The sequence below is a fragment of the Pseudoxanthomonas sp. Root630 genome (genome assembly GCF_001427585.1).
GTDB lineage: Bacteria > Pseudomonadota > Gammaproteobacteria > Xanthomonadales > Xanthomonadaceae > Pseudoxanthomonas_A.
This window is the reverse complement of record NZ_LMGY01000007.1, coordinates 1-21,123: the sequence shown is the minus strand read 5'-3', so window position 1 is coordinate 21,123 and position 21,123 is coordinate 1. Positions and strand designations below refer to the sequence as shown.

Here is a 21,123-nt window from a genome sequence, read left to right as displayed (position 1 = left end):
CGTGCGGGTCTGCGATGGGCGCGCCGGTGGCGGCGACGAACGCCGCGATCCGGAAGATGACCGACGCGCCAAGCCTCAGTCGCCCAGCAGTCGGCGCACCGTGGTGCCGTAGCGCCGTGCGATGGCGTCACGGTCGACATGACGGCCCTCGGCGACCACCTCGCGCCCGCCGATCCGGACCGACCGGACCAGCGGCCGGTTGCCGGCGAACAGCCAACGATCCACCAGGTCTTCCGTCGTCGCGCCCGCCAGTACCGGGGCATCGGCCTCCAGCCAGACGGCGTCCTGCGGATCCGGCGCGAGGCCCGTGGCATCCGCCTCGCTGTCCAGCACGCCCGCCAGCAGGGTACGGCCGACACTCGGCGAACCCGGCAGCACCGCGATGTTGCGATGGCGCGTGATGAGTCGCTGGCCGTACTCCAGCCAGCGCAGCTCTTCTACCGGCGACACCGAAACGTGGGAATCCGAACCGATGCCCCAGCGGCCGCCGGCCTGCAGGAACTCGCGCAGCGGGAACAGGCCGTCGCCGAGGTTGGCTTCCGTCGTAGGACAGATCGCGACGGTGGCGCCGCTGTCGGCGATGCCACGTGTTTCCTCCGGCGTCAGGTGCGTGGCGTGCACCAGCGTCCAGCGGTGGTCGACCGGGAATTCGCGCAGCAACCACTCCACCGGGCGGGCATTGCGCAGCGCCAGGCAGTCCTGCACTTCGCCCACCTGCTCGGCGATGTGGATGTGCACCGGTGCATCGGCAGGCAGTGCTGTCAGCACGTCGCGCATGGCGGCTTCCGGCACGGCGCGCAGGCTGTGGAACGCACAGCCGACGCGCAGCCGCTCGTCCTGCAGCGGACGCAGGCTTTCGAGCAGGCGGAGGAAGCCGTCAACGTCGTGCCCGAACCTCCGCTGACGCGCCGACAGGTCGCGACCGTCGAAGCCGCCCGTCATGTACAGCACCGGCAACAGGGTCATGCCGATGCCGGTGTCGCGCGCGGCGGCGATCAAGGCGTTCGACATCGCCGCGGGATCGTCATATGGCGCGCCGTCGGGTTGGTGGTGCACGTAATGGAATTCGCACACGCGGGTGTAGCCGGCTTCCAGCATCTCGGCATACAGCTGCGTCGCCACCGCGTAGGTGCTCTCGGGCGTCATCCGCGCGGCGAAGCGGTACATGATTTCCCGCCAGGTCCAGAAGCTGTCTTCCGGATTCGTCTGGTGCTCGGCCAGCCCCGCCATCGCCCGCTGGAAGGCGTGCGAATGCAGGTTGGCGATGCCGGGAACGCGCCATCCTGCGTCGGTCAGGACGGGCAGGCCTGCGGGAGAATAGGGATTCGACATGGCGGTGCTTACGGCCGGCGACAGGGGTGCGTTAGGCTACCGCGTCGCCCACGCCAAGACACGCCCGCCGCCATGCTTGCCATCGTCCTCTCGCTGGTTGCCGTCGCCCTCGCGCTGATGGTGGTCTTCATCGCCGTGCAGGCGCAGAAGAAGAAAGGTGGCGCCGGCAACGGCGCCGGCGAAAGCGCCACCGAGCCCGAGCTTTCCACGCACAGCGATACGGCGTGCACATCCGATGGCGGCGGCTGCGATGGTGGCGGTGGAGGCGACTGACGACATGGAGACGCGCTGGGATGGCCTGCTGGTCAACGTCCGACTGGTCACGCTGGCTGGGGATGCCGGCTATGGCGTGGTGGAGAACGGTGCGCTGGGCTGGCGCGATGGCACGCTCGTGTTTGCGGGCAGTCTCGTGGATCTGCCGGCTCCACCGGCGTCACTGGCCGACCAGGTCGTGGACGCGCAGGGCGATTGGGTGACGCCTGGCCTGGTGGATTGCCACACGCATGTGGTGTTCGCCGGCGACCGGGCCGGTGAGTTCGAACAGCGCCTGCAGGGCGCCAGCTACGAAGACATCGCGCGCGCCGGTGGCGGCATCGTGTCCACCGTGCGGGCCACCCGGGCCGCCAGCGAGGACGCGTTGCTGGACGTCTCGCTGCCGCGCGCGCGCGCGCTGCGCGACGACGGCGTGACGACGCTGGAGATCAAATCCGGCTACGGGCTCGACTTCGACAACGAACGCAAGATGCTGCGCGTGGCGCGCCGCATCGGCGACATCCTCGGCATCACCGTGCGCACCACGTTCCTCGGTGCGCATGCGTTGCCGCCCGAGTTCGCCGGGCGCGAAGACCACTACATCGATGCCGTGTGCAGCTGGCTGCCGACGTTGCACGCGGAAGGCCTGGTGGACGCGGTGGACGCGTTCTGCGAGCGCATCGGCTTCACGGCGGCGCAGACGCAGCGCGTGTTCGAGACAGCGCGCGCATTGGGAATCCCGGTAAAGCTGCATGCCGACCAGCTCAGCGATGGCGGTGGCGCGGCGCTGGTCGCGGATTTCGGCGGACTATCCGCCGACCACGTGGAATACACCTCGGAAGCCGGCGTCGCGGCGATGGCGCGCGCAGGCAGTGTTGCCGTCCTGCTGCCGGGCGCCTTCCATGTGTTGCGCGAAACGAAACTCCCACCGCTGGACGCATTCCGCGCCCATGGCGTGCCGATGGCGGTGGCGACCGACTGCAATCCGGGCACCTCGCCCCTGCAGTCGCTGCGCCTGGCCATGTCGCTGGCCTGTACGCATTTCCGCCTGACGCCGGAAGAAGCGCTGCGCGGCGCCACCGTGCATGCGGCCCAGGCGCTGGGCCTCGAGGATCGCGGCCGCCTGATGGCGGGCCAGCGCGCGGACTTCGTGCGCTGGCGCATCGGCCAGCCAGCGCAACTGGCGTACTGGCTGGGCGGCGACCTGGTGTCGGCCGTGCACGTGGGCGGCCAGGTCGTGGGCACCCCCTGAAAAACGAAAACCCCGGCGGGAGCCGGGGTCTTGCGTTCGCGACCGGCGTACCGGTGCGGCGGGCTTACTTGGCGACAGCCTTCTTGGTCACGGCCTTCTTCGCCGGCGCCTTCACGACCGCCTTCTTCGCGGTAGCGGTCGCCGCAACGCCCGCCTTGGCCACCGTACGCTTGCGCGCGTTGCCGTAGCTGGACGAATAGCGCTTGCCCTTGGCCGTCTTGCGATCACCCTTGCCCATCGTAATTCTCCTGATTCATTGAAAAGTCCGCCCGGGGGTAAGGGCGGTAGCAGGGGCGCCGACCGTTCCGGGGCACCCGCGCAGGGCCGCAAAGCCTACCACAGCGGGGCCTCCGGCTCCCTGCCCGACGTGACGCTCGGCCTCAATGGGCGCAGCTGGCGTCGTGGATATGCCAGTGGTTCAGGCGCAGGTTGAGCAGGTGGGCCAGGCCGACCAGCATGCCGCCCACCGTCATCACGATCGCGTGGGGCACGACGGATTCGTGCAGCGGTGCGTACAGCACGCCCGCCCATAGCGCCGCCAGGCCGAACATCAGCATGCCCAGCGCGCGGAACGCGCGGTGCCGGCGATAACCCCAGACCAGGCTGAAGAGGCCCAGGATCGTCACGAAGGTCACGAAGGCCTGTTCGAACCCGTCGCCCAGCCACACCGACAACCCCAACGAGGGGATGGCCGCCAGCAGCAGCGGGGTGATCGCGCAATGCAGGGCACAGACCAGCGATCCCGTGGCGGCGAACCGGTCGATGAAGGAGCGGAGGGAGGACTTCATGGGCACAAGTATGACTTCCGGGAGGGTTATATTGTCACTATTGGTATATTATAACATCATTCGTAACCCCACCTGAGTGATCCGCACCCCATGCCCTCTCCCCGCCGCATCGCCCACCCCGCCCCCCGCCTGCTCGTGACCGCCCTGGGTCTGGCGCTCGCCTCCCCCGCCGCTTTCGCCAACGACGCCGGGGCTCCCCAAGCCAAGGACCTCGACGCGGTGGTCGTCACGGCATCGCCGTTGAAGGGCAATGCGGAGTCCGTCGCCACCCCGGTCGATGTGCTCTACGGCGAGGAGTTGGACAAAGCCAAGGCCGGCACCCTCGGCGAGACCGTCGCCAAGCTGCCCGGCGTACAGACCAAGTACTTCGGTACCGGCGTCGGTCGCCCGATCATCCGGGGCCAGGAAGGCCCGCGCGTGCAGGTCCTGTCGGGCGGCATCGGTTCGATGGACGCCTCCACCGTCAGCGCCGACCATGCGGTCAGCATCGAACCCTTCCTCGCCGACCAGATCGAGGTGCTGAAGGGCCCGGCCACGTTGCTGTTCGGCAGCGGCGCGATCGGCGGTGCGGTCAACGTGGTTGATGGCCGCCTGGCCGAATCGATCCCCGACGAACCCTTGAGCGGCCGCGCGGAAGTGCGCGGCAACACCGTGAACGACGAGCGTACCGGCATGTTCCGCCTCGATGGCGTCAACGGGAACTGGGTGCTGCACGTGGACGGTCTGGTCCGCGACACCGACGATTACGATATCCCCGGCGTGGCGATCCTGCACGACCACGACGAAGGCGAAGCGCACGAGGAAGAGCCCCAGCCGAACGGCACGCTGCCGAACAGTTCGGTGAAGACGCGCGCGGGCGCTGTCGGCGCGACCTACCTGGGCGACCGCGGCTACTTCGGTCTGGCCGCCAGCACGTATCGCAGCAACTACGGCATCCCCGCCGGCGCGCACGTGCATGGCGAGGACGACCATGACCACGACCATGACGGCGAGGCCGACCATGAGGACGAAGCGCACGAGGAAGGCCCGGTGCGCATCGACATGACCCAGAACCGGTTCGACCTGAAGGCCGGTATCTACGAGCCCATCTCGTTCCTGCAGAGCGTCAACCTGCGCGCCGCGTGGAACGACTACGAGCACGTCGAGCTGGAGGGCGACGAAATCGGTACGCGGTTCACCAACGAAGGCTACGACGCGCGCCTGGAAGCGGTGCAGAAGACTTGGAATGGTTGGCGCGGGGCGTTCGGCCTGCAGTTCGGCAGCACCGATTTCAACGCCGTCGGTGCCGAGGCCTTCGTTCCCGCCACCACCACCGAAAGCCTGGGCGTGTTCGTGGTGCAGGAAAAGGATTTCGGCCCGTGGAAGCTCGAACTGGGCGGTCGCTACGACCAGGTCAAGCTGCAGCCCGACGATCGCGCATCCCGTGACTTCGATGCGGTCAACCTGTCTGCCGCAGCCATCTGGCGCATGAGCGACGGCTTCGACCTGCGCTTCGGCCTGGACCGCTCGGAACGCGCGCCGACCAACGAGGAACTGTTCGCCGGCGGCACGCACGTGGCCACGCAGTCCATCGAAATCGGCGATGCCGCGCTTGAAACGGAGAAGGGCGTGCGGGCCGAGGTCGGCGCGCACTGGCATACCGATCGCATGGAGCTGAAGCTGGCCGTCTACCAGACGAAGTTCAAGGACTTCATCTACCTCACCGATACCGGCGTGGAAGAAGAAGGCTATCCGGTGCGCCTGTGGGCGCAGGACGACGCCACCTTCACCGGGGCAGAAGCCGAAGCGAAGATCCAGCTGGCCGACACGGCCGCGGGCGCATGGGACCTGCGCCTGTACGGCGACTACGTGCGCGCGAAGCTGGATGGCCATGGCACGCGCACCGTGGCGTTCGAGGTGCCGCATGGCGACCACACGCATGCCTATGAAGTGGACATCGCGCAGGGCGGCTACCTGCCCCGTATTTCACCGATGCGTTTCGGTGCCGACCTCGGCTGGTCGCTGGGGGGTTGGCGTGCGTCGCTGGGCGCGGTGCGCTACAGCAAGCAGGACGATGTGGCGCAGAACGAAGCGCCCAGCGACGGCTACACGCTGGTCGACGCTCACCTGGCCTATCGCTGGGAGCGCACGGCATCCAGCTGGGAGGTCTTCCTGGATGGCAGCAACCTGACCGACGAGGAAGCCCGCCCGCATACCTCGATGCTGCGCGACTACGCGCCGCTGCCCGGCCGCGGCGTGGCGTTCGGCCTGCGCGCGTACTTCTGATCGACGCCTGACGGTCCTCCCCCGGGCGGCTGGCCTCCATGGCAGCCGCCCTTCTTGACATCAATTACGTGCATATACACATAATTGGCTTCCGACCACGCGAGTCCGCCATGCCCTCCCCTACGCCCAGCGTCTGCACCTGCTTCCGGTTGAGACGGGCCAGCCGGCGCGTGACCCAGGTCTACGACCATGAACTGGCGGCCGTCGGTCTGAGCCTCAATCAGTACTCGATCCTCCGCCGCACCGAGCGCGAACCTCGCGCACTCAGTGGGCTCGCGGACGAACTCGGCATGGATCGCACTACCCTGACCCGCAATCTCTCGCCACTGGTGGACGCCGGCCTGCTGGAGACCGTCCGCGGCGAAGACGCCCGCCAGCGCCTGGTCGCCTTGACCGCCGAAGGCCGCTCCCGGCTCACCCGCGCCAAACCACGCTGGCAACGCGCGCAAGCCGTCATCGACGACCTGATGGGCGACACCGCCGTCAAACGCCTGCACGACGACCTCGACCGCCTCGACGGCCTGTTGCGCCAGCACCTCGGAGATGCCGCATGAACAGCGCCACACCATCGATCGCGCCGCGCATGCATTGGGGGCTCCTGCTCGCGGCGTCCGCCACCTTGATGATCACGATGGGCGCACGGCAGACGACGGGCCTGTTCGTCGCGCCGATCCATCAGGAAACGGGCATCGGCATCGCCGCGATCAGCTTCGCCCTCGCGATCGGCCAATTCACCTGGGGTGCGGTGCAACCCGTTTTCGGTGCGATCGCCGACAAGCGCGGTTCGACCGGCGTCCTGGTGCTGGGCGCGATCCTGCTCGCACTCGGCCTCGCGCTCACGCCCCACCTGACTTCGCCCTGGGGACTGATGTTCACGCTGGGCGTACTGACGGCGGCAGGTGCCGGCGCCGGCAGCTTCTCGATCCTGATCGGCGCCACCGCGCAACAACTGGCGCCCGAAAAGCGCTCCTTCGCCGCCGGCTTCATCAACGCGGGCGGTTCGTTGGGCCAGTTCGTGTTCGCGCCGCTGGTGCAGGCCGTCATCGCCTTCGCCGGCTGGGCGAGCGCGATGTACACGCTGGCGGTCGCGTCGCTGCTCGCGATCCCGCTGGCCTTCCCGCTACGCAAGAAAGTCAAGGCGACCACGGGTGCGGCCACCGCCACTGCGATCGGCGACATCAGCCTGAAGCAGCAGATCGCGATCGCCCTGCGCGACCGCAGCTATTGGATGCTGCACCTCGGCTTCTTCACCTGTGGCGTGCACATCGCCTTCCTGGTGACGCATCTGCCGGGCGAGGTCGCGCTGTGCGGCCTGCCCGCCAGCGTGTCGGCCGTCGCGCTGATGCTGATCGGCCTGTTCAACGTGGCCGGCAGCCTGATCGCCGGTGCACTGGGCCAGCGCGTGCGGATGAAGTGGATCCTTGCGGTGATGTACGCCAGCCGCGCAGTGATGATCGCGCTGTACCTCGTGTCGCCACCGACCCCGCTGACGTTCTACATCTTCGCCGCCGCGCTCGGCTTCACCTGGCTGGCCACGGTGCCGCCGACCGCCGGACTGGTCGGCAAGCTGTTCGGCCCGCGCTACCTGGGCACGCTGTTCGGACTGACCTTGTTGTCGCACCAGATCGGCGGCTTCTTCGGTGCCTGGCTCGGCGGCGTGGCGCTCGAACGCTTCGGCGACTACACCTGGATGTGGTACGCCGACATGGTGCTGGCGCTGATCGCCGCGGCGGCGAACCTGCCGATCCGGGAGGCGTCGCCGAAGGCGGTGCCGGCAGCGGCGTAGGGGCGGCACCTTGTGGGAGCGACTGTAGGAGCGACGTAAGTCGCGACCGCACGCCATCACTCCTTTGGCCCCTCGACGGAAGAGGCGCCTCGTCCGGGAAACCCCACGGGCGATGATCGATTCCGGGCCAGCGACGTCTGCGGTCGCGACTTACGTCGCTCCTACAACAAACAACCGCTGCGCTTCAGGCCTCAGCGCAGCGCGCGCACAGCCCATGCACTTCCAGCGTCTGCGCCTGCGGCTGGAAACCCAGCGCCTTGGCGCGAGCGTCGAGGGCGGCGACCACCTCGCGGTCCTCGAGCTCCACGGCGCTGTGGCAGCGGTCGCAGATGAGGAACGGCACCGAGTGCTGCGCGCTGTTCGGGTGATGGCAGGCGACGAACGCATTCATCGATTCGAGCTTGTGCACGAAGCCGTTCGCCATCAGGAAGTCCAGCGCGCGGTACACCGTCGGCGGCGCATCCGCGCCGACGCCCTTCGTCGCCCGGACCCACTCCAGCAGCTCGTACGCCTTCACCGGCTTGCCGGCGTCGGCGATCAGCTCCAACACGCGGGCCCGGATCGGCGTCAGCCGCAGGCCGCGCTCCTGGCACGCGCGCTCCACCGCCGCCACGAACGCGCGGGCGTCGTGGACGTGGTGCTTCGGGTCGGTGCAGGTGTGGGCGTGCGGCATGGGCGGTCCGGGATCAGGCGGTCACACCGGTCTTGATAAGTGCGGCGTCAATGCGTTTCAAGGCTTCGTCGCGGCCGGCCAGGTAGACGGTGTGGAAAATGTCGGGGCTGACCTGGCTGCCGGTGATGGCCACGCGCAACGGCTGGGCGACCTTGCCCATGCCGATCCCGAGCGCGCCTGCCGCATCGTGCAGCGCCACGCCCACGGCTTCGGCGGTCCAGTCACCCAACGCCGCCAACGACTCGCGCGCCTTGGCCAGCGGCGCATGTGCGGCCGCCACCAGGTGCTTGGCGACCGCGGCATCGTCGTACGTCTCGAGCGGCTGGTACCAGACCAGGGCCTTCTCGGCCATTTCCTTCAGCGTCTGCACGCGGTCGCGCAAGGCGACGACGACGTCGGCGGGCGCCGGGCCCACGGAAAGATCCACGCCCAGCTTCTCCAGCTGGTAGACCAAATGCGGCGCGATGTCCGCTGGCGCGTCCGTCTTCAGGTAATGCTGGTTCACCCAGCCGAGCTTGGCCATGTCCAGGCGCGCGGCCTTGGAGTTCACGTCCTTCACGTCGAACAGGTCGATCAGCTCCTGCCGCGAGAACAGTTCCTGGTCGCCATGCGACCAGCCCAGCCGCGCCAGGTAGTTGATCAGCGCGTGCGGCAGGTAGCCGGCGTCCTTGTACTGCATCACGTCGGCCGCACCGGTGCGCTTGGACAGCTTGGCGCCCTGCTCGTCCAGGATCATCGGCATGTGCGCGAACTTCGGCACCGGCGCGCCCAGCGCTTCGTAGATGTTGATCTGGCGTGGCGTGTTGTTGATGTGGTCGTCGCCGCGGATCACCTCGGTGATGCCCATGTCCCAGTCGTCCACGACCACGGCGAAGTTGTACGTCGGGTAGCCGTCGGGGCGGAAGATCACCATGTCGTCGAGCTCGCTGTTGGCGATCTCGATACGGCCCTTGATCAGGTCGTCGAAGGCGACCACGCCGTCGAGCGGATTCTTGAAGCGGATGACGCGGTTCGGATCGTCGCGGTGCGGCAGCCCCTGCTCGCGTGCGGCGCCGTTGTAGCGCGGCTTCTCCTGCTTCGCCATCGCGGCCTCGCGCATGGCGTCGAGCTCTTCGCGCGTTTCGTAGGCGTAGTAAGCCTTGCCGGCCGACACCAGCTGCTCGGCCACGTCGCGGTACCGGTCGATACGACGGGTCTGGTAGATCGGGCCTTCGTCGTAGCCCAGGCCCAGCCATTCCATCGCGTCCAGGATCGCGTCGATCGCGGCCTGCGTGCTGCGTTCGCGGTCGGTGTCCTCGATGCGCAGGATGAAGTCGCCCCCGCGATGGCGGGCTTCCAGCCAGCAGTACAACGCCGTGCGGGCGCCGCCGATATGCAGGTAGCCGGTGGGACTGGGGGCGAAGCGGGTACGGCAGGCCATGGGGGACTCGATGGACGGAATACGGCGATTTTAACCCGCGCGCGCCGCGTTTCCCCTGCTCATTCAGGGCGAGGGCTTAGAATCCCCGCATGACCACGCTCTTCATCTCCGATCTGCACCTGGACACCGAGCGCCCCGCCGTGACCGAGCTGTTCGGCACGTTCATGCAGGCGGAAGCCGGTCGCGCCGAGGCGCTGTACATCCTGGGAGACCTGTTCGAGGCCTGGGTCGGCGATGACGACCCGTCGGAGACCGGTGCCTTCGTGGCCGCCCGGATCCGCGAGGTCGCCGACGCCGGGGTACCGGTGTTCTTCATCCGCGGCAACCGCGATTTCCTGGTCGGCGACGCGTTCGCGCGCCGGGCCGGCATGCGCATCCTGCCGGATCCCGCCGTCGTCATGCTCTACGGCAAGCCGGCGATCCTCATGCACGGCGACCTGCTCTGCACGGGCGACGTCGCCTACCAGGCCTTCCGTGCGCAGACGCGCAACCCGGCCTGGCAGGCACAGTTCCTGGCGCAGCCGCTGGCCGCCCGGCTGGCCTTCGCGGCGCAGGCACGCGCCGCCAGCGCCGCACACCAGGGCGGCATGAAGCAGAACGACAAAGCGCAGTTCGAAACCTTGACCGACGTGACGCCGGCGACGGTGGATGCCACGCTGGCCCAGTTCGGTATCGACACGCTGATCCACGGCCACACGCACCGGCCTGCGGTCCACCCCCTGTCGGTCAACGACCGGGCGTGCCGCCGCATCGTGCTGGGCGACTGGTACCACCAGGGCTCGGTGTTGCGCGTTGAGCAGGATGGGATGACGCTGGAAGCTCTCTGAGGTCTCGCGCGCAAGCGAGTTCCGTTGTGGGAGCGACGTAAGTCGCGATGAACTGCCGCGGTGCCGTCATCGCGACTTACGTCGCTCCCGCACCTGTTCCACCCTCGACGTCACGGCGCTTCCAGTGCCGCCAGCTCATCCTCGTCGAAGCCCGCCATCAGACGCGCTTCGATGTTGAAGGGGCCATGCAGGTAACCGCCCGCGTATTCCCTCAGCAGTTCGCGGAAGCGCGCGCGTGGCTCGATGCCGCGCTGTTCGCAATACCAGCGGAACCAGCGTGACCCCGCGGCCACGTGTGCGACTTCCTCGTGGAGGATGACGTCGAGGATCGCGACGGTCGGCTCGTCGCCGAGGTCGCGCAGCTTCACGATCATGCCGGGCGTCACGTCCAGGCCACGCGCCTCCAGCACGCGCGGCACCAGGGCCATCCGCGCGAGCCCGTCATGGGCGGTCTTCTCGGTCATTTCCCACAGGCCGTTATGCGCATCGAAGTCGCCGTAGGCATACCCGAGTTCGCGCAGTCGATCGTGCAACAGCACGAAATGGCGCGATTCATCGTGCGCCACCTGCACCCAGTCGGCATAGAACGCTGCGGGAAGACCGCGGAAGCGGTACACCGCATCCCAGGCCAGATCGATGGCGTTGAGTTCGATGTGCGCGATGGCGTGGATGAAGGCCGCACGTCCCTGCACGCTGCCCAGGCCACGCCGTGGCAGGTCGCGCGGATGCACCAGGCGCGGCTTCGCCGGGCGCCCGGGCATCCGGATCGGCTCGGGCGCAGGTGCGTCGTCGGGTACGTCGAGTTCACCGCGCCGGAACGCATCGGCGTAGCGCTGCGTCAGGCCCACCTTCTCATCGACATCGGTCGCGGCGAGGCAGGCGTGCGCGGCCTCGAACAGCGTGGCCATGCCGCGGGCGCCGGCTCAGCCGACGCGGCGCTTGCGCTTGGCCTCGTCCGAACGCATCTGCTCGATGCGCTCGAAATAGCCGGTTTCGATGCCGGTGACGTAGTTGCCGTCGAAGCAGGAGGAATCGAAGCGCGGCAGGTTCGGATTGCCCTCGCGCACGGCGGCCTCGAGATCGTCCAGGTCCTGGTAGATCAGCCAGTCGCAGCCGAGCAGCTTCTCGATTTCCTCGACGCTGCGGCCATGCGCGACGAGTTCGTCCGCGGCCGGCATGTCGATGCCGTAGATGTTCGGGTGGCGCACCGGCGGCGCGGCGCTGGCCAGGTAGACCTTGCGCGCGCCGGCGTCGCGCGCCATCTGCACGATCTGCTTGGAGGTGGTGCCGCGCACGATGGAGTCGTCGACCAGCAGCACGACGCGGTTGCGGAATTCCAGGTTGATCGGGTTGAGCTTGCGGCGCACCGATTTCACCCGTTCGCCCTGCCCCGGCATGATGAACGTGCGGCCCACGTAACGGTTCTTGATGAACCCTTCGCGGTACTTCACGCCCAGCACGTTGGAGATTTCCAGCGCGGCATCGCGCGAGGTGTCCGGGATCGGGATGATGGTGTCGATGTCGTGGTCGGGGCGCAGGCGCAGGATCTTCTCGCCCAGCTTGACGCCCATGCGCATGCGCGCCTTGTGCACCGACACGTTGTCGATCATCGAATCCGGGCGCGCGAAGTACACGTACTCGAAGATGCAGGGCGCGTGCTCCTGCGGCTCGGCGACGATCTCGCTGAACATCTCGCCGCGCGCGGTGATGACGATGGCCTCGCCCGGCTGCACGTCGCGCACGCGGGCGAACCCGAGGATGTCGAGCGCGGCGGATTCGGACGCGATGATGTATTCGGTGCCTTCGTTGTGCTCGCGCTTGCCGAGCACCAGCGGACGGATGCCGTGCGGGTCGCGGAAGGCCACCAGGCCCAGGCCCAGCACCACGCTGACGACCGCGTAACCGCCCTTCACGCGGCGGTGCACGCCGGCCACGGCGCGGATCGCCGCTTCCGGGGTGAGCGTGCGCTGCAGGTCCAGTTCGTGCGCGAACACGTTCAGCAGCACTTCGCTGTCCGAATCGGTGTTGATGTTGCGGCGATCCTGCGCGAACACGTCCTGGCGCAGGCTGTCGGTGTTGATCAGGTTGCCGTTGTGCGCCAGCGCGATGCCGTACGGCGAATTGACGTAGAACGGCTGCGCCTCGTCCATGCCCTCGGAGCCGGCGGTGGGATAGCGGCAATGGGCGATGCCCACGCGCCCTTCCAGCACGCTCATCGCCTTGGCGTTGAACACGTCCCGCACCAGCCCGTTGTCCTTGTGCACGCGCAACCGCGTGCCGTCGGCCGTGGCGATGCCGGCCGCATCCTGACCGCGATGCTGGAGGACGGTCAGCCCGTCATAAAGCTGGCCGGCAACGTTCTGGTTGCCGACGATTCCGACGATGCCGCACATGGTGACCTACTCCGGTTTCGACTCGGGCGAAGCTGCTGGCGGGGGGACGCGCTCCTGCGATGCGCCGGAGTCGTCCAGCGGCAGGGGCAAGGGTTGCAGGTGCGTATTATCGCCCGCCGGAACGCCGTTGCCAAAGTCCAGTTCCTGCACGGTCCATTCCGGTAACCAGCGTGAAAGCCATTGCGCGCCCGGCAGCAGCACCGGCACGACGGATGAACGCTTCCATTCAGGTTCGCGCGGCATGTCGGTGAAAGCCACCAGCAGCAACACGATGCAGGCGATGAAGGCGCCACGCAGGAGCCCCAGCGCCAGGCCGAGCGCGCGGTCGACGCCGGAAAGACCCACGGACTTCACCATCTTCCGGACCAGCCAGCCCGTCACGCCCACCACGACCATGACGCCGACGAAGGCGAGCGCATAGCCGCCGAGCAGATCCGCCGATCCCGGCGGACCGTCATCGGAGAGCCAGGCCGCCACCTCGGCGCCGTAGTGGAATGCCACCCAGCCCGCCAGCAGCCAGGCCAGCACCGAGGCGAGCGCCCCGATGAAGCCGCGCATCAGCCCGAACAGCGTCGAGACGCCGATGATGGCCAGCAGGGTGAGGTCGAGCGCGCTCACGCGGCACGCCCTGCGACCACGGCGACGAGGATCGGCATCAGGGGTGCGGACGCACCATGCCGTCGATGCCGACCTTCGAGGCCACCTGCGCTTTCAGGCGGTCCGCCTCGGCACGGTCGGCCACCGGCCCTACCCGCACGCGGCTGAGGGTGCCCTTGTCGGTGCGCACCTGTTCGACGAACGCGCTGAAGCCGGCGGCCCGAACGCGGTCGCGCAGCTTGTTGGCATCGGCCGGATTGGAGAACGCGCCCAACTGCACGGCGTAGCCGACGCCGGCGGCCGCGGGCTTGGCAGGTTCTGCCGGCTTGGGCGCGGGCGCGGCGGGCTTGGTGACTGGCGTCGTGGCCGGCTTCGTCTCGGTGGCGACCGGCTTGGATTCCGTCGGCGCGGGCTTGGCGACCGGCTTGGCCGGCTCGGGCGGCAGGGCCTGCGTGGTCACCACCGGCGTCGAGGGCGCGGCGGCCGTGACGGACGGCGCGGGTGCGGGCGCTGGCGTGCTGCCTGGCGCGGCCGCGTCCAGCGTGACCACCTGCGCGTTGACGTCGCCACGCACCTTGATCGCATCCAGCCGCGCCGCTTCCGCCTGCGCACGGTCCGCATACGGCCCCACGCGCACGCGGAACGCCTGCTTGCCATTGATCGTGGCGGGTTCGACGAAGCCGGGCAGCTTGGCCTGCTTCACGCGGGCCAGCACGGCGTCGGCATCGGCCTGGGTGGCATAAGCGCCGAAACTGACCGCGAAATCGCCGCCTGCGGTCGTCGGCGGCTGCAGCGCACCCTCGGCGGGCGCCGGCTCTGCGGCGGGCGCGGCCACTTGCCCTTCGAGTCCGACCGCGCCATTGGCCGGTGCGTTGCCCGGCGTGACCAGCGGCAGCTCACGTGTTTCGTATTCACCATCGGGTGCGGCGGGCACTTCGAGCGGCACGTCGGACACACCGCTGTCAGGGGCAGGCCCCTTGACCAGCATGGGAAGGAAGATGACGGCCAGCGCGACCAGCACGACGGCGCCGATCAGGCGCTGTTTCAGGGCGGTATCCATCCAGGTCCAGGGCAGCAGCGGCGGGAATGCCGGCGCGATTATACGGCGCGGTTCAGGCCGCTCCCCGTCATCGACCTGAATGCAGCGCCTGCATCGCGTCGGCGACGGTATGGAACGAGCCGAACACCAGCACACGGTCGCCGGGCCGCGATGACGCGAGCGCGGCATGCAGGGCATCGGCGACGCCCGCGTGTCGATGTGCCCGCGCCGCCGCCGTGCCCTCCAGCCGTGCCGCGAGCTGATCGGCCGACTGCGCGCGCGGACCGGCCTCGAGTCCGGCCAGGTGCCACTGCAGCGGCAGGCCTGCGAACGACGCCACGACCGACACCACGTCCTTGTCCGCGAGCGCGGCGAACACCGCGCGGGTCTGCCCGGGGATCGGATGCACTTGCAGCCATGCGGCCAGTTCGCGCGCGGCCTGCGGGTTGTGGCCGACGTCGAGCACCACGTCCACGCCCTCATGCGACACGTGCTGGAGCCGCCCGGGCAACGCGGCGTTCGCGACGCCCTCTGCGAAGGCCTGGTCGGACATCGCGTCGCCCGGCAGTGCGCGCAACGCGGCGATCGCGCTGGCGGCGTTCGCCCGCTGGGCCGGCGCCGACAGCGCGGGCACCGGCAACACCAGGTCGGCGCTGACGTCCCGCCAGCGCCACTGCTGGCTGTCGATGGGCTCGTGGAAGAAGTCGCTGCCCAACCGCAGCGCATTCGCACCGATGGCGTAGGCATGGCGCAGCACGCTGGACGGCGAGTCCACTTCGCCCAGCACCAACGGCTTCCAGGCGCGGGCGATGCCCGCCTTCTCGCGGCCGATGGCCTCGCGGTCCTCGCCCAGCCAGTCCGTGTGGTCGATATCGACCGTCGTGATCACGGCCACGTCGGGGTCGACGAGATTCACGGCATCCAACCGGCCGCCCAGGCCGACTTCGAGCACGGCCAGGTCCAGGCCCGCGCGCTCGAACAGCCACAGCGCGGCCAGCGTGCCGAACTCGAAATACGTCAGCGGCGTGTCGCCGCGCGCGGCTTCGACCGCTTCGAACGCAGCGACCAGCGATGCGTCGTCGGCTTCGATGCCGTCGATGCGCACGCGTTCGTTGTAGCGCAGCAGGTGCGGCGAGGTGTAGGCGCCCACACTCCAGCCCGCAGCGCGCGCGATGGCCTCGATGAAGGCCACGGTGGAACCCTTGCCATTGGTGCCGCCGACGGTGATGACGCGTGCGCCCGGCTTTCCGAGCGCCATGGCCGTGGCGACGTCGCGCACGCGCTCAAGGCCCATGTCGATGGACCGGGCGTGCTGTTGTTCGATATGGGAAAGCCAGTCGTCGAGGGTGCGCATACGGGCGGCATTATCGCCCAGGCGTCACGCCCTTCGTACCGTCGGCCTGGCCGGCAGGCGCTTTCAAGGGCACGGCCCGCTGGCGTGCGGGCCGCTGGACGTAGGCCAGCAAGCGCGCGCAGGCTTCCGCATCTTTCGACTCGCACAGCGGACGGGTCACCGTGAAGCCGTGCGTTCCATCCTGGGTCATGCGTTTGCGCACCACCGAGGGCGCGTGCGGGATCTCGCCGGTGTAGACCTCCCATTGGGTCCTGCCGCTCTCCCCTTCGAGGGTGTAGAGCGAAACACCCGGGGGCAGTTCCGGCAGGTCGATCGGCGTACCTTGCGCCTGCAGCAACGCCACGATCGCCGCGACGCTACCGGCTTCCAGTGGCAGCGGATCCTCGATGAACTGCGGCACGGTACCGGACGCGTCCGGCAGCACGGGGGGCACGCGCAGGCGATGCGGCAGATCGGCGACGGCGTCGCGTATCGGCGCGTCCTCGTCGCCCATGTCGAAGTCCACCGGCACGCGCACACGGCCCCGGGCGGGCTTGCCGTGCTCGATCGCCGGCGCGAAGGTCCATTCGTTGATCGCATCGATCGCGGCCGTATCGAGCATGCGGTTACCGGAAGAGCGTTCGACCAGGACGTTCTCGATCGCACCCGTGGCGCTGACGCTGATGATCAGCACCGTCGTACCGGTCACGCCCGCCCGCGCCGCCTCGGACGGATACTTCGGAGGCACCCGCGTCAGGGCATGGGCGCCGATGTCTTCCGCTGCCCCGATAGCGATCGACGGCGACGCCAGCATCACCGCCAGCACAAGGATCCAGGCTTTCATCGCGCTCCCCCGATTCGCTCCCTGCCGGAGCGTAGCGCACTGCTAGAGCGCGCGGTGCTTCGCTTCGCCGAAGAACGGCGTGTGGTGCGCGCAGTCGTTGAGGCGTACGACCTCCAACTGCTCGACCGAGGGGCCTTCCAGCAGGTTGAGCGTGGTCGGCGCCTGGCGGAAGGTCCACAGCTTGGCGATCGGCAGGCCGAGGATGCGGCACAGCAGGACGCGATTGACCGCATCGTGCGCGACGATCAGCAGGGTGTCGTCGTCGCCCAGGCCCTCCGCGGCGCGCGCCAGGCCGCGCCAGGAACGGTCCAGCACCTGGCGCAGCGATTCGCCGCCCGGCATCAGTACGGTATCGGGCTCCTCGCGCCAGGCGAGCAGGCGTGCGGGATCCTTGTCCTGGATCTCGCTGGCCAGCAGGCCTTCCCACTCGCCGTGCGCGATCTCCTGCAGGTCGGCATCGGTCTGCAGCATGTCGGCGCGCGCTTCACCCAGGGCCAGGCGCGCGGTCAGCTGCGCGCGCGCCAGCGGCGACGCCACGGCGCGGTCGATGCGGATGTCCTTCAGGCGCAGGCCCAGCGCGTTCGCCTGCCCTTCGCCGACCGGCGAGAGCGGGATGTCGATCTGGCCCTGGTAGCGGCCTTCGGCGTTCCACGGCGTTTCGCCATGGCGGGCAAGCAGGATGCGCATGCGTCGGTGTGTCCATTCGGGAGAAACGGCATCGTTTCCTTGGGCCGAAAACGAAGACGGGAGCGGATGATAACCGCTCCCGTCCGGTGTCTGGCGACCGTTGCAGCTGTTACTTGCCGACGCCCATTTCCTTCAGCAACTGCGGCGCCGGGTAGACCTCCTGCATGATCCAGCGCAGGTAGCGGCCATCCACGGCGATCATGCGGGTCATCTTCGGGTCGAACACCCAGTTGGAGCTCACCGACTCCCAGTTGCCGTCGAACGCCAGGCCCACCAGCTTGCCGTGCGCGTCGAGCACCGGCGAACCGGAGTTGCCGCCGGTGATGTCCAGGTCGGACAGGTAGTTCACCGGCACCGAACCGATGCGCTTGTCCTCGAGCCCACCGTAGCGCTTGGCGGCTACGGCATCGAGCAGCGCCTTCGGCGAGTCGAACGGATCCTGCCCGGTCTCCTTCGCGACCACGCCTTCCAGCGTGGTGAACGGGGTGTACGCCACGCCGTCCTTCGGCGTGTAGCCCATCACGTTGCCGAAGGTGATGCGCAGCGACAGATTGGCGTCCGGATAGACGAACTCTCCCTGGCTCTTCTTGTAGTCGGCCAGCGCCTGCAGGTAGACCGGGCGCGCGGCCAGGTTCTCGCCGGTCCGCGTCTTGCGCTCCTGCTCGAGCTTGAGCAGCGTCGGCATCACCGCCACCGCGTACTGGATCGCCGGATCGTTGCTGGCCTCGAAGGCCTTGCGGTCGGCAGCGAACCACGTCAGCCGCTCTTCGGTGGTGCCCAGCTTGGTGCCGGCCAGGCGGTCGAGCGCGCGCTTCACGGCCGCGGCGTCATTGCCGCCCAGCCATGTGTCCACGGCGGCGGCACGCTGGTTGGCGGGCAGCTTCAGGTATTCGCCCAGCCAGTACTCCTGCAACTGGCGGTCCATCGCCGGCACGTAGCGGCGTTCCAGCTGCTTCAGGCCGCCCTCGATGCCCGGCAGATCGCGTTCCTGGTAGCCGGACTCGCGCGCCGCATTCGGCTTTTCGCGCTCGATCGACAGGCGGTACAGCTGCGTGGCGGAACCGACCATCGCGGTGTTGTTGAACATCGACAGGGTCAGGTCGCGCTCGCGCGTGGCCTTGTTCTGCTCCAGCAGGGTCAACAGCTTGGCGTGCGCGTCAAGCGCCGGCTGGCCCTTCGCGCCCTGCCCCTTCAGCCATGCCAGCACCGCGGCTTCCTCGCGCTGCTTCTGGCCGGCCGCATCGATGCGCTTGAAGCCTTCCAGCTGGCCGTCGTAGTTCTTGCTGGTGTTGTTCCAGCTGGCCATGGTGGCGGCGTACTTCACCTGGATGTCGGCATTCTTCTTGCCGGCTTCCTGCACCATCGCGATCTGGTTCTTGTAGTGGCGCGCGATGGTCGGGTACGTCCACTGCGCGGTGTTGTCGAACTCGGCGGCCAGCGCGTAGCGGTTGGTCGAACCCGGGTAACCGGCCACCATCACGAAGTCGCCCGCGCCCAGCGGCTGGTCGGCGAACTTCAGCCAGTGCTTCGGCCGGTACGGCACGTTGTCCTTCGAGAACGCGGCCGGCTTGCCGTCCTTGCCCACGTAGGCGCGGTAGAACGCGAAGTCGCCGGTGTGGCGCGGCCACATCCAGTTGTCGATGTCGCCGCCGTACTTGCCCACGCTGCCCGGGGGCGCGTACGCCAGGCGCACGTCCTTGATTTCCAGGTTCTTGAACAGGCGATACGTGTTGCCGCCGGAGAAGCTGTACAAGCGGCAGCGGAAGCCGGCGTCGGCCTCGCAGTCGGCGATCAGTTTCTTCTCGAAGGCTTCCAGCGCCTTCGTGCGCGCCAGCGCATCGCTGCCGGCGGACGCGATGGCCGCTTGCGCGTCCTTGGTCACGTCGGTGATTTCGTCCAGCACGAACACGCGTGCGTTCGGTCCGGCGCTGACTTCATCGCCGGTCGCGGGCGCGCTGAAGCCGTTCTTGATCAGGTTGTTCTCGGCCGTGGAGTTCAACTGGATGGCGCCGTAGGCGCAGTGGTGATTGGTGACCACCAGGCCGTTGGGCGACACGAAGCTGGCGGTGCAGCCGCCCAGCGCGACCACGGCACCCATCGGGTCGCCGGTCAGGTTGGAGATCTGCTGCGGCGACAGCTTCAGGCCAGCCTTCTTCAGCGGCCCGGCGATTTCGGGCAGTTGCTGCGGCACCCACATGCCCTCGCCCGCCCGGGCGACCTGGGCGACAAGCAGGGACAGCGGGACCGCGATGGCGGCGGCGAGCAGGTTCGGACGCATGGAAACCCCGGGACTGACAGGAAAGTTCCGAATTGTAATGAACCTGTCATCGCAGCCGATCCATGACTTTCGTCCTACCGCACCCGGCTCGCACGGCGTCCGCGCCTGTCAAGCCGCCCTGCAACAGGGCGGCGCGGGGCCGGGGCGTATAATCCGCGCCCTCATTTCCCTGGATCCACGTCCGATGACACAGACGATGAAGGCGCTGGTGAAGCGCGAGGCCGGCAAGGGCATCTGGATGGAAGAGCTGCCTGTCCCGCAGCCCGGTCCCAACGAGGTGCTGATCAAGCTGGAGAAGACCGCCATCTGCGGCACCGACCTGCACATCTACCTGTGGGACGAGTGGAGCCAGCGCACGATCAAGCCCGGCCTGACCATCGGCCACGAGTTCGTGGGCCGCATCGCACAGCTGGGTTCCGCGGTGACGGGCTACGAGGTCGGCCAGCGCGTATCGGCCGAGGGCCACATCGTCTGCGGGCATTGCCGCAACTGCCGCGGCGGTCGCCAGCACCTGTGCCCCAACACGGTCGGCATCGGCGTGAACCGCAACGGCGCCTTCGCCGAGTACATGGTGATGCCCGCCAGCAACCTGTGGCCGATCCCCGATCAGATCCCGAGCGAACTGGCCGCGTTCTTCGACCCTTACGGCAATGCGGCGCACTGCGCGCTGGAATTCGACGTGGTCGGCGAGGACGTGCTGATCACCGGCGCCGGCCCCATCGGCATCATCGCCGCGGGCATCTGCAAGCACATCGGCGCGCGCAACGTGGTGGTCACCGACGTCAACGATTTCCGCCTGAAACTGGCCGCCGACATGGGCGCCACCCGCGTGGTCAACGTGGCCAACCAGTCGCTGAAGGACGTGATGGCCGACCTGCACATGGAGGGCTTCGACGTGGGCCTGGAGATGAGCGGCAACCCGCGCGCCTTCAACGACATGCTCGACTGCATGTACCACGGCGGCAAGATCGCCCTGCTCGGCATCCTGCCCAAAGGCGCCGGCGTGGACTGGGACCGCATCATCTTCAAGGGCCTCACGGTGCAGGGCATCTACGGCCGCAAGATGTACGAGACCTGGTACAAGATGACGCAACTGGTGCTGAGCGGCTTCCCGCTGGGCAAGGTGCTGACCCACCAGTTGCCGATCGACGATTTCCAGAAGGGCTTCGACCTGATGGAACAGGGCAAGGCCGGCAAGGTGGTCCTGAGCTGGAACTGACCGCCACCGGCATCGGCGGAAAAAGAAAGGGCGCCGCGATGAACTGACCCCCAAATGTTGGACGGTCGGTTTGTAGCTTACGCTGCCAAGGGCTGGGTTCGGTACTGCACCGGGCTCAGCCCTTTTAGTTTCAGCATG

General features: G+C 68.3%; 20 protein-coding genes. 7 read left to right on the top strand and 13 right to left on the bottom strand.

Translation table 11 applies throughout. The annotated features are described in order from the left end of the window. Positions 1–75 precede the first annotated feature (75 nt). Positions 76–1,332, bottom strand: coding sequence for a formimidoylglutamate deiminase (locus tag ASD72_RS05230; RefSeq protein ID WP_056878891.1), 1,257 nt, complete (start codon positions 1,330–1,332; stop codon positions 76–78). Positions 1,333–1,404: 72 nt separating this feature from the next. Between ASD72_RS05230 and ASD72_RS05225 the strand changes: the two genes are divergently transcribed. Both ASD72_RS05225 and hutI read left to right on the top strand, forming a co-directional pair. Continuing rightward, positions 1,405–1,605, top strand: coding sequence for a hypothetical protein (locus ASD72_RS05225; protein WP_056878890.1), 201 nt, complete (start codon positions 1,405–1,407; stop codon positions 1,603–1,605). Between the two features lie 4 nt (positions 1,606–1,609). Beyond that, positions 1,610–2,836 carry an imidazolonepropionase gene (gene hutI, locus ASD72_RS05220; protein ID WP_056878948.1) on the top strand — a complete coding sequence of 409 codons (1,227 nt, stop codon included), beginning with the start codon at positions 1,610–1,612 and terminating at the stop codon, positions 2,834–2,836. A gap of 64 nt (positions 2,837–2,900) precedes the next feature. Here the strand turns inward: hutI and ASD72_RS05215 are convergent, their stop codons facing one another. Both ASD72_RS05215 and ASD72_RS05210 read right to left on the bottom strand, forming a co-directional pair. Next, complete coding sequence (locus tag ASD72_RS05215) at positions 2,901–3,074, bottom strand: 30S ribosomal protein THX (protein ID WP_056878889.1); 174 nt, start codon at positions 3,072–3,074, stop codon at positions 2,901–2,903. A 142-nt stretch (positions 3,075–3,216) separates the two neighbouring features. Next, on the bottom strand, positions 3,217–3,630 hold the full coding sequence (locus ASD72_RS05210) for a MerC domain-containing protein (RefSeq protein ID WP_056878888.1): 414 nt from the start codon (positions 3,628–3,630) through the stop codon (positions 3,217–3,219). Between the two features lie 84 nt (positions 3,631–3,714). Between ASD72_RS05210 and ASD72_RS05205 the strand changes: the two genes are divergently transcribed. The 3 genes from ASD72_RS05205 to ASD72_RS05195 all read left to right on the top strand — a co-directional run bounded on the left by ASD72_RS05205 (position 3,715) and on the right by ASD72_RS05195 (position 7,675). Continuing rightward, complete coding sequence (locus ASD72_RS05205; protein ID WP_056878887.1) at positions 3,715–5,889, top strand: TonB-dependent receptor; 2,175 nt, start codon at positions 3,715–3,717, stop codon at positions 5,887–5,889. A 110-nt stretch (positions 5,890–5,999) separates the two neighbouring features. Further along, positions 6,000–6,443: a MarR family winged helix-turn-helix transcriptional regulator gene (locus ASD72_RS05200; protein WP_056878886.1), complete on the top strand. Its 444-nt coding sequence runs from the start codon at positions 6,000–6,002 to the stop codon at positions 6,441–6,443. After that, positions 6,440–7,675: an MFS transporter gene (locus ASD72_RS05195; protein ID WP_056878885.1), complete on the top strand. Its 1,236-nt coding sequence runs from the start codon at positions 6,440–6,442 to the stop codon at positions 7,673–7,675. Before ASD72_RS05200 ends, ASD72_RS05195 begins: the two co-directional genes overlap by 4 nt. Before the next feature lie 184 nt (positions 7,676–7,859). On the opposite strand, the gene ASD72_RS05190 is transcribed toward ASD72_RS05195, so the two are convergent. Both ASD72_RS05190 and gltX read right to left on the bottom strand, forming a co-directional pair. Further along, positions 7,860–8,348, bottom strand: coding sequence for a Fur family transcriptional regulator (locus ASD72_RS05190; protein ID WP_056878884.1), 489 nt, complete (start codon positions 8,346–8,348; stop codon positions 7,860–7,862). 13 nt (positions 8,349–8,361) lie between these two features. Continuing rightward, entirely contained in the window at positions 8,362–9,768 is a 1,407-nt protein-coding gene (gene gltX, locus ASD72_RS05185; RefSeq protein ID WP_056878883.1) for a glutamate--tRNA ligase, read from the bottom strand. 89 nt (positions 9,769–9,857) lie between these two features. Between gltX and lpxH the strand changes: the two genes are divergently transcribed. After that, positions 9,858–10,595, top strand: coding sequence for a UDP-2,3-diacylglucosamine diphosphatase (lpxH, locus tag ASD72_RS05180; RefSeq protein WP_056878882.1), 738 nt, complete (start codon positions 9,858–9,860; stop codon positions 10,593–10,595). Between the two features lie 110 nt (positions 10,596–10,705). Here the strand turns inward: lpxH and ASD72_RS05175 are convergent, their stop codons facing one another. The 8 genes from ASD72_RS05175 to ASD72_RS05140 form a co-directional block, all read right to left on the bottom strand. After that, a complete protein-coding gene (locus ASD72_RS05175) occupies positions 10,706–11,503 on the bottom strand; it encodes a ferritin-like domain-containing protein (protein ID WP_056878881.1) in 798 nt (265 codons plus the stop codon). 15 nt (positions 11,504–11,518) lie between these two features. Continuing rightward, the gene (gene purF, locus ASD72_RS05170) at positions 11,519–12,988 is read right to left on the bottom strand and encodes an amidophosphoribosyltransferase (RefSeq protein WP_056878880.1); all 1,470 of its coding nucleotides are present in this window, start codon (positions 12,986–12,988) and stop codon (positions 11,519–11,521) included. A gap of 6 nt (positions 12,989–12,994) precedes the next feature. Further along, on the bottom strand, positions 12,995–13,606 hold the full coding sequence (locus ASD72_RS05165) for a CvpA family protein (protein WP_056878879.1): 612 nt from the start codon (positions 13,604–13,606) through the stop codon (positions 12,995–12,997). Between the two features lie 37 nt (positions 13,607–13,643). Beyond that, positions 13,644–14,645, bottom strand: coding sequence for an SPOR domain-containing protein (locus tag ASD72_RS05160; RefSeq protein WP_056878878.1), 1,002 nt, complete (start codon positions 14,643–14,645; stop codon positions 13,644–13,646). 67 nt (positions 14,646–14,712) lie between these two features. Next, on the bottom strand, positions 14,713–15,978 hold the full coding sequence (gene folC / locus ASD72_RS05155) for a bifunctional tetrahydrofolate synthase/dihydrofolate synthase (RefSeq protein ID WP_056878877.1): 1,266 nt from the start codon (positions 15,976–15,978) through the stop codon (positions 14,713–14,715). Between the two features lie 10 nt (positions 15,979–15,988). Continuing rightward, the gene (locus ASD72_RS05150) at positions 15,989–16,801 is read right to left on the bottom strand and encodes an energy transducer TonB (RefSeq protein ID WP_056878876.1); all 813 of its coding nucleotides are present in this window, start codon (positions 16,799–16,801) and stop codon (positions 15,989–15,991) included. Positions 16,802–16,843: 42 nt separating this feature from the next. Then, complete coding sequence (locus ASD72_RS05145) at positions 16,844–17,488, bottom strand: histidine phosphatase family protein (protein ID WP_056878875.1); 645 nt, start codon at positions 17,486–17,488, stop codon at positions 16,844–16,846. 109 nt (positions 17,489–17,597) lie between these two features. After that, a complete protein-coding gene (locus tag ASD72_RS05140; RefSeq protein ID WP_056878874.1) occupies positions 17,598–19,766 on the bottom strand; it encodes a S46 family peptidase in 2,169 nt (722 codons plus the stop codon). Positions 19,767–19,950: 184 nt separating this feature from the next. On the opposite strand from ASD72_RS05140, the gene tdh reads away from it, so the two are divergent. Continuing rightward, the gene (tdh, locus tag ASD72_RS05135) at positions 19,951–20,985 is read left to right on the top strand and encodes an L-threonine 3-dehydrogenase (protein ID WP_175502042.1); all 1,035 of its coding nucleotides are present in this window, start codon (positions 19,951–19,953) and stop codon (positions 20,983–20,985) included. Positions 20,986–21,123 lie beyond the last annotated feature (138 nt).

Excerpts from the sequence above, each read along its gene's own strand:
- ASD72_RS05140 (WP_056878874.1), bottom strand. The coding sequence starts at position 19,766 with ATGCGTCCGAACCTGCTCGCCGCCGCCATCGCGGTCCCGCTGTCCCTG.
- ASD72_RS05225 (WP_056878890.1), top strand. The coding sequence starts at position 1,405 with ATGCTTGCCATCGTCCTCTCGCTGGTTGCCGTCGCCCTCGCGCTGATG.
- purF (WP_056878880.1), bottom strand. The coding sequence starts at position 12,988 with ATGTGCGGCATCGTCGGAATCGTCGGCAACCAGAACGTTGCCGGCCAG.
- ASD72_RS05145 (WP_056878875.1), bottom strand. The coding sequence starts at position 17,488 with ATGCGCATCCTGCTTGCCCGCCATGGCGAAACGCCGTGGAACGCCGAA.
- lpxH (WP_056878882.1), top strand. The coding sequence starts at position 9,858 with ATGACCACGCTCTTCATCTCCGATCTGCACCTGGACACCGAGCGCCCC.
- ASD72_RS05200 (WP_056878886.1), top strand. The coding sequence starts at position 6,000 with ATGCCCTCCCCTACGCCCAGCGTCTGCACCTGCTTCCGGTTGAGACGG.
- ASD72_RS05215 (WP_056878889.1), bottom strand. The coding sequence starts at position 3,074 with ATGGGCAAGGGTGATCGCAAGACGGCCAAGGGCAAGCGCTATTCGTCC.
- hutI (WP_056878948.1), top strand. The coding sequence starts at position 1,610 with ATGGAGACGCGCTGGGATGGCCTGCTGGTCAACGTCCGACTGGTCACG.
- tdh (WP_175502042.1), top strand. The coding sequence starts at position 19,951 with ATGACACAGACGATGAAGGCGCTGGTGAAGCGCGAGGCCGGCAAGGGC.
- ASD72_RS05160 (WP_056878878.1), bottom strand. The coding sequence starts at position 14,645 with ATGGATACCGCCCTGAAACAGCGCCTGATCGGCGCCGTCGTGCTGGTC.
- ASD72_RS05175 (WP_056878881.1), bottom strand. The coding sequence starts at position 11,503 with ATGGCCACGCTGTTCGAGGCCGCGCACGCCTGCCTCGCCGCGACCGAT.
- ASD72_RS05190 (WP_056878884.1), bottom strand. The coding sequence starts at position 8,348 with ATGCCGCACGCCCACACCTGCACCGACCCGAAGCACCACGTCCACGAC.
- gltX (WP_056878883.1), bottom strand. The coding sequence starts at position 9,768 with ATGGCCTGCCGTACCCGCTTCGCCCCCAGTCCCACCGGCTACCTGCAT.
- ASD72_RS05150 (WP_056878876.1), bottom strand. The coding sequence starts at position 16,801 with ATGAAAGCCTGGATCCTTGTGCTGGCGGTGATGCTGGCGTCGCCGTCG.
- ASD72_RS05230 (WP_056878891.1), bottom strand. The coding sequence starts at position 1,332 with ATGTCGAATCCCTATTCTCCCGCAGGCCTGCCCGTCCTGACCGACGCA.
- ASD72_RS05195 (WP_056878885.1), top strand. The coding sequence starts at position 6,440 with ATGAACAGCGCCACACCATCGATCGCGCCGCGCATGCATTGGGGGCTC.
- ASD72_RS05205 (WP_056878887.1), top strand. The coding sequence starts at position 3,715 with ATGCCCTCTCCCCGCCGCATCGCCCACCCCGCCCCCCGCCTGCTCGTG.
- folC (WP_056878877.1), bottom strand. The coding sequence starts at position 15,978 with ATGCGCACCCTCGACGACTGGCTTTCCCATATCGAACAACAGCACGCC.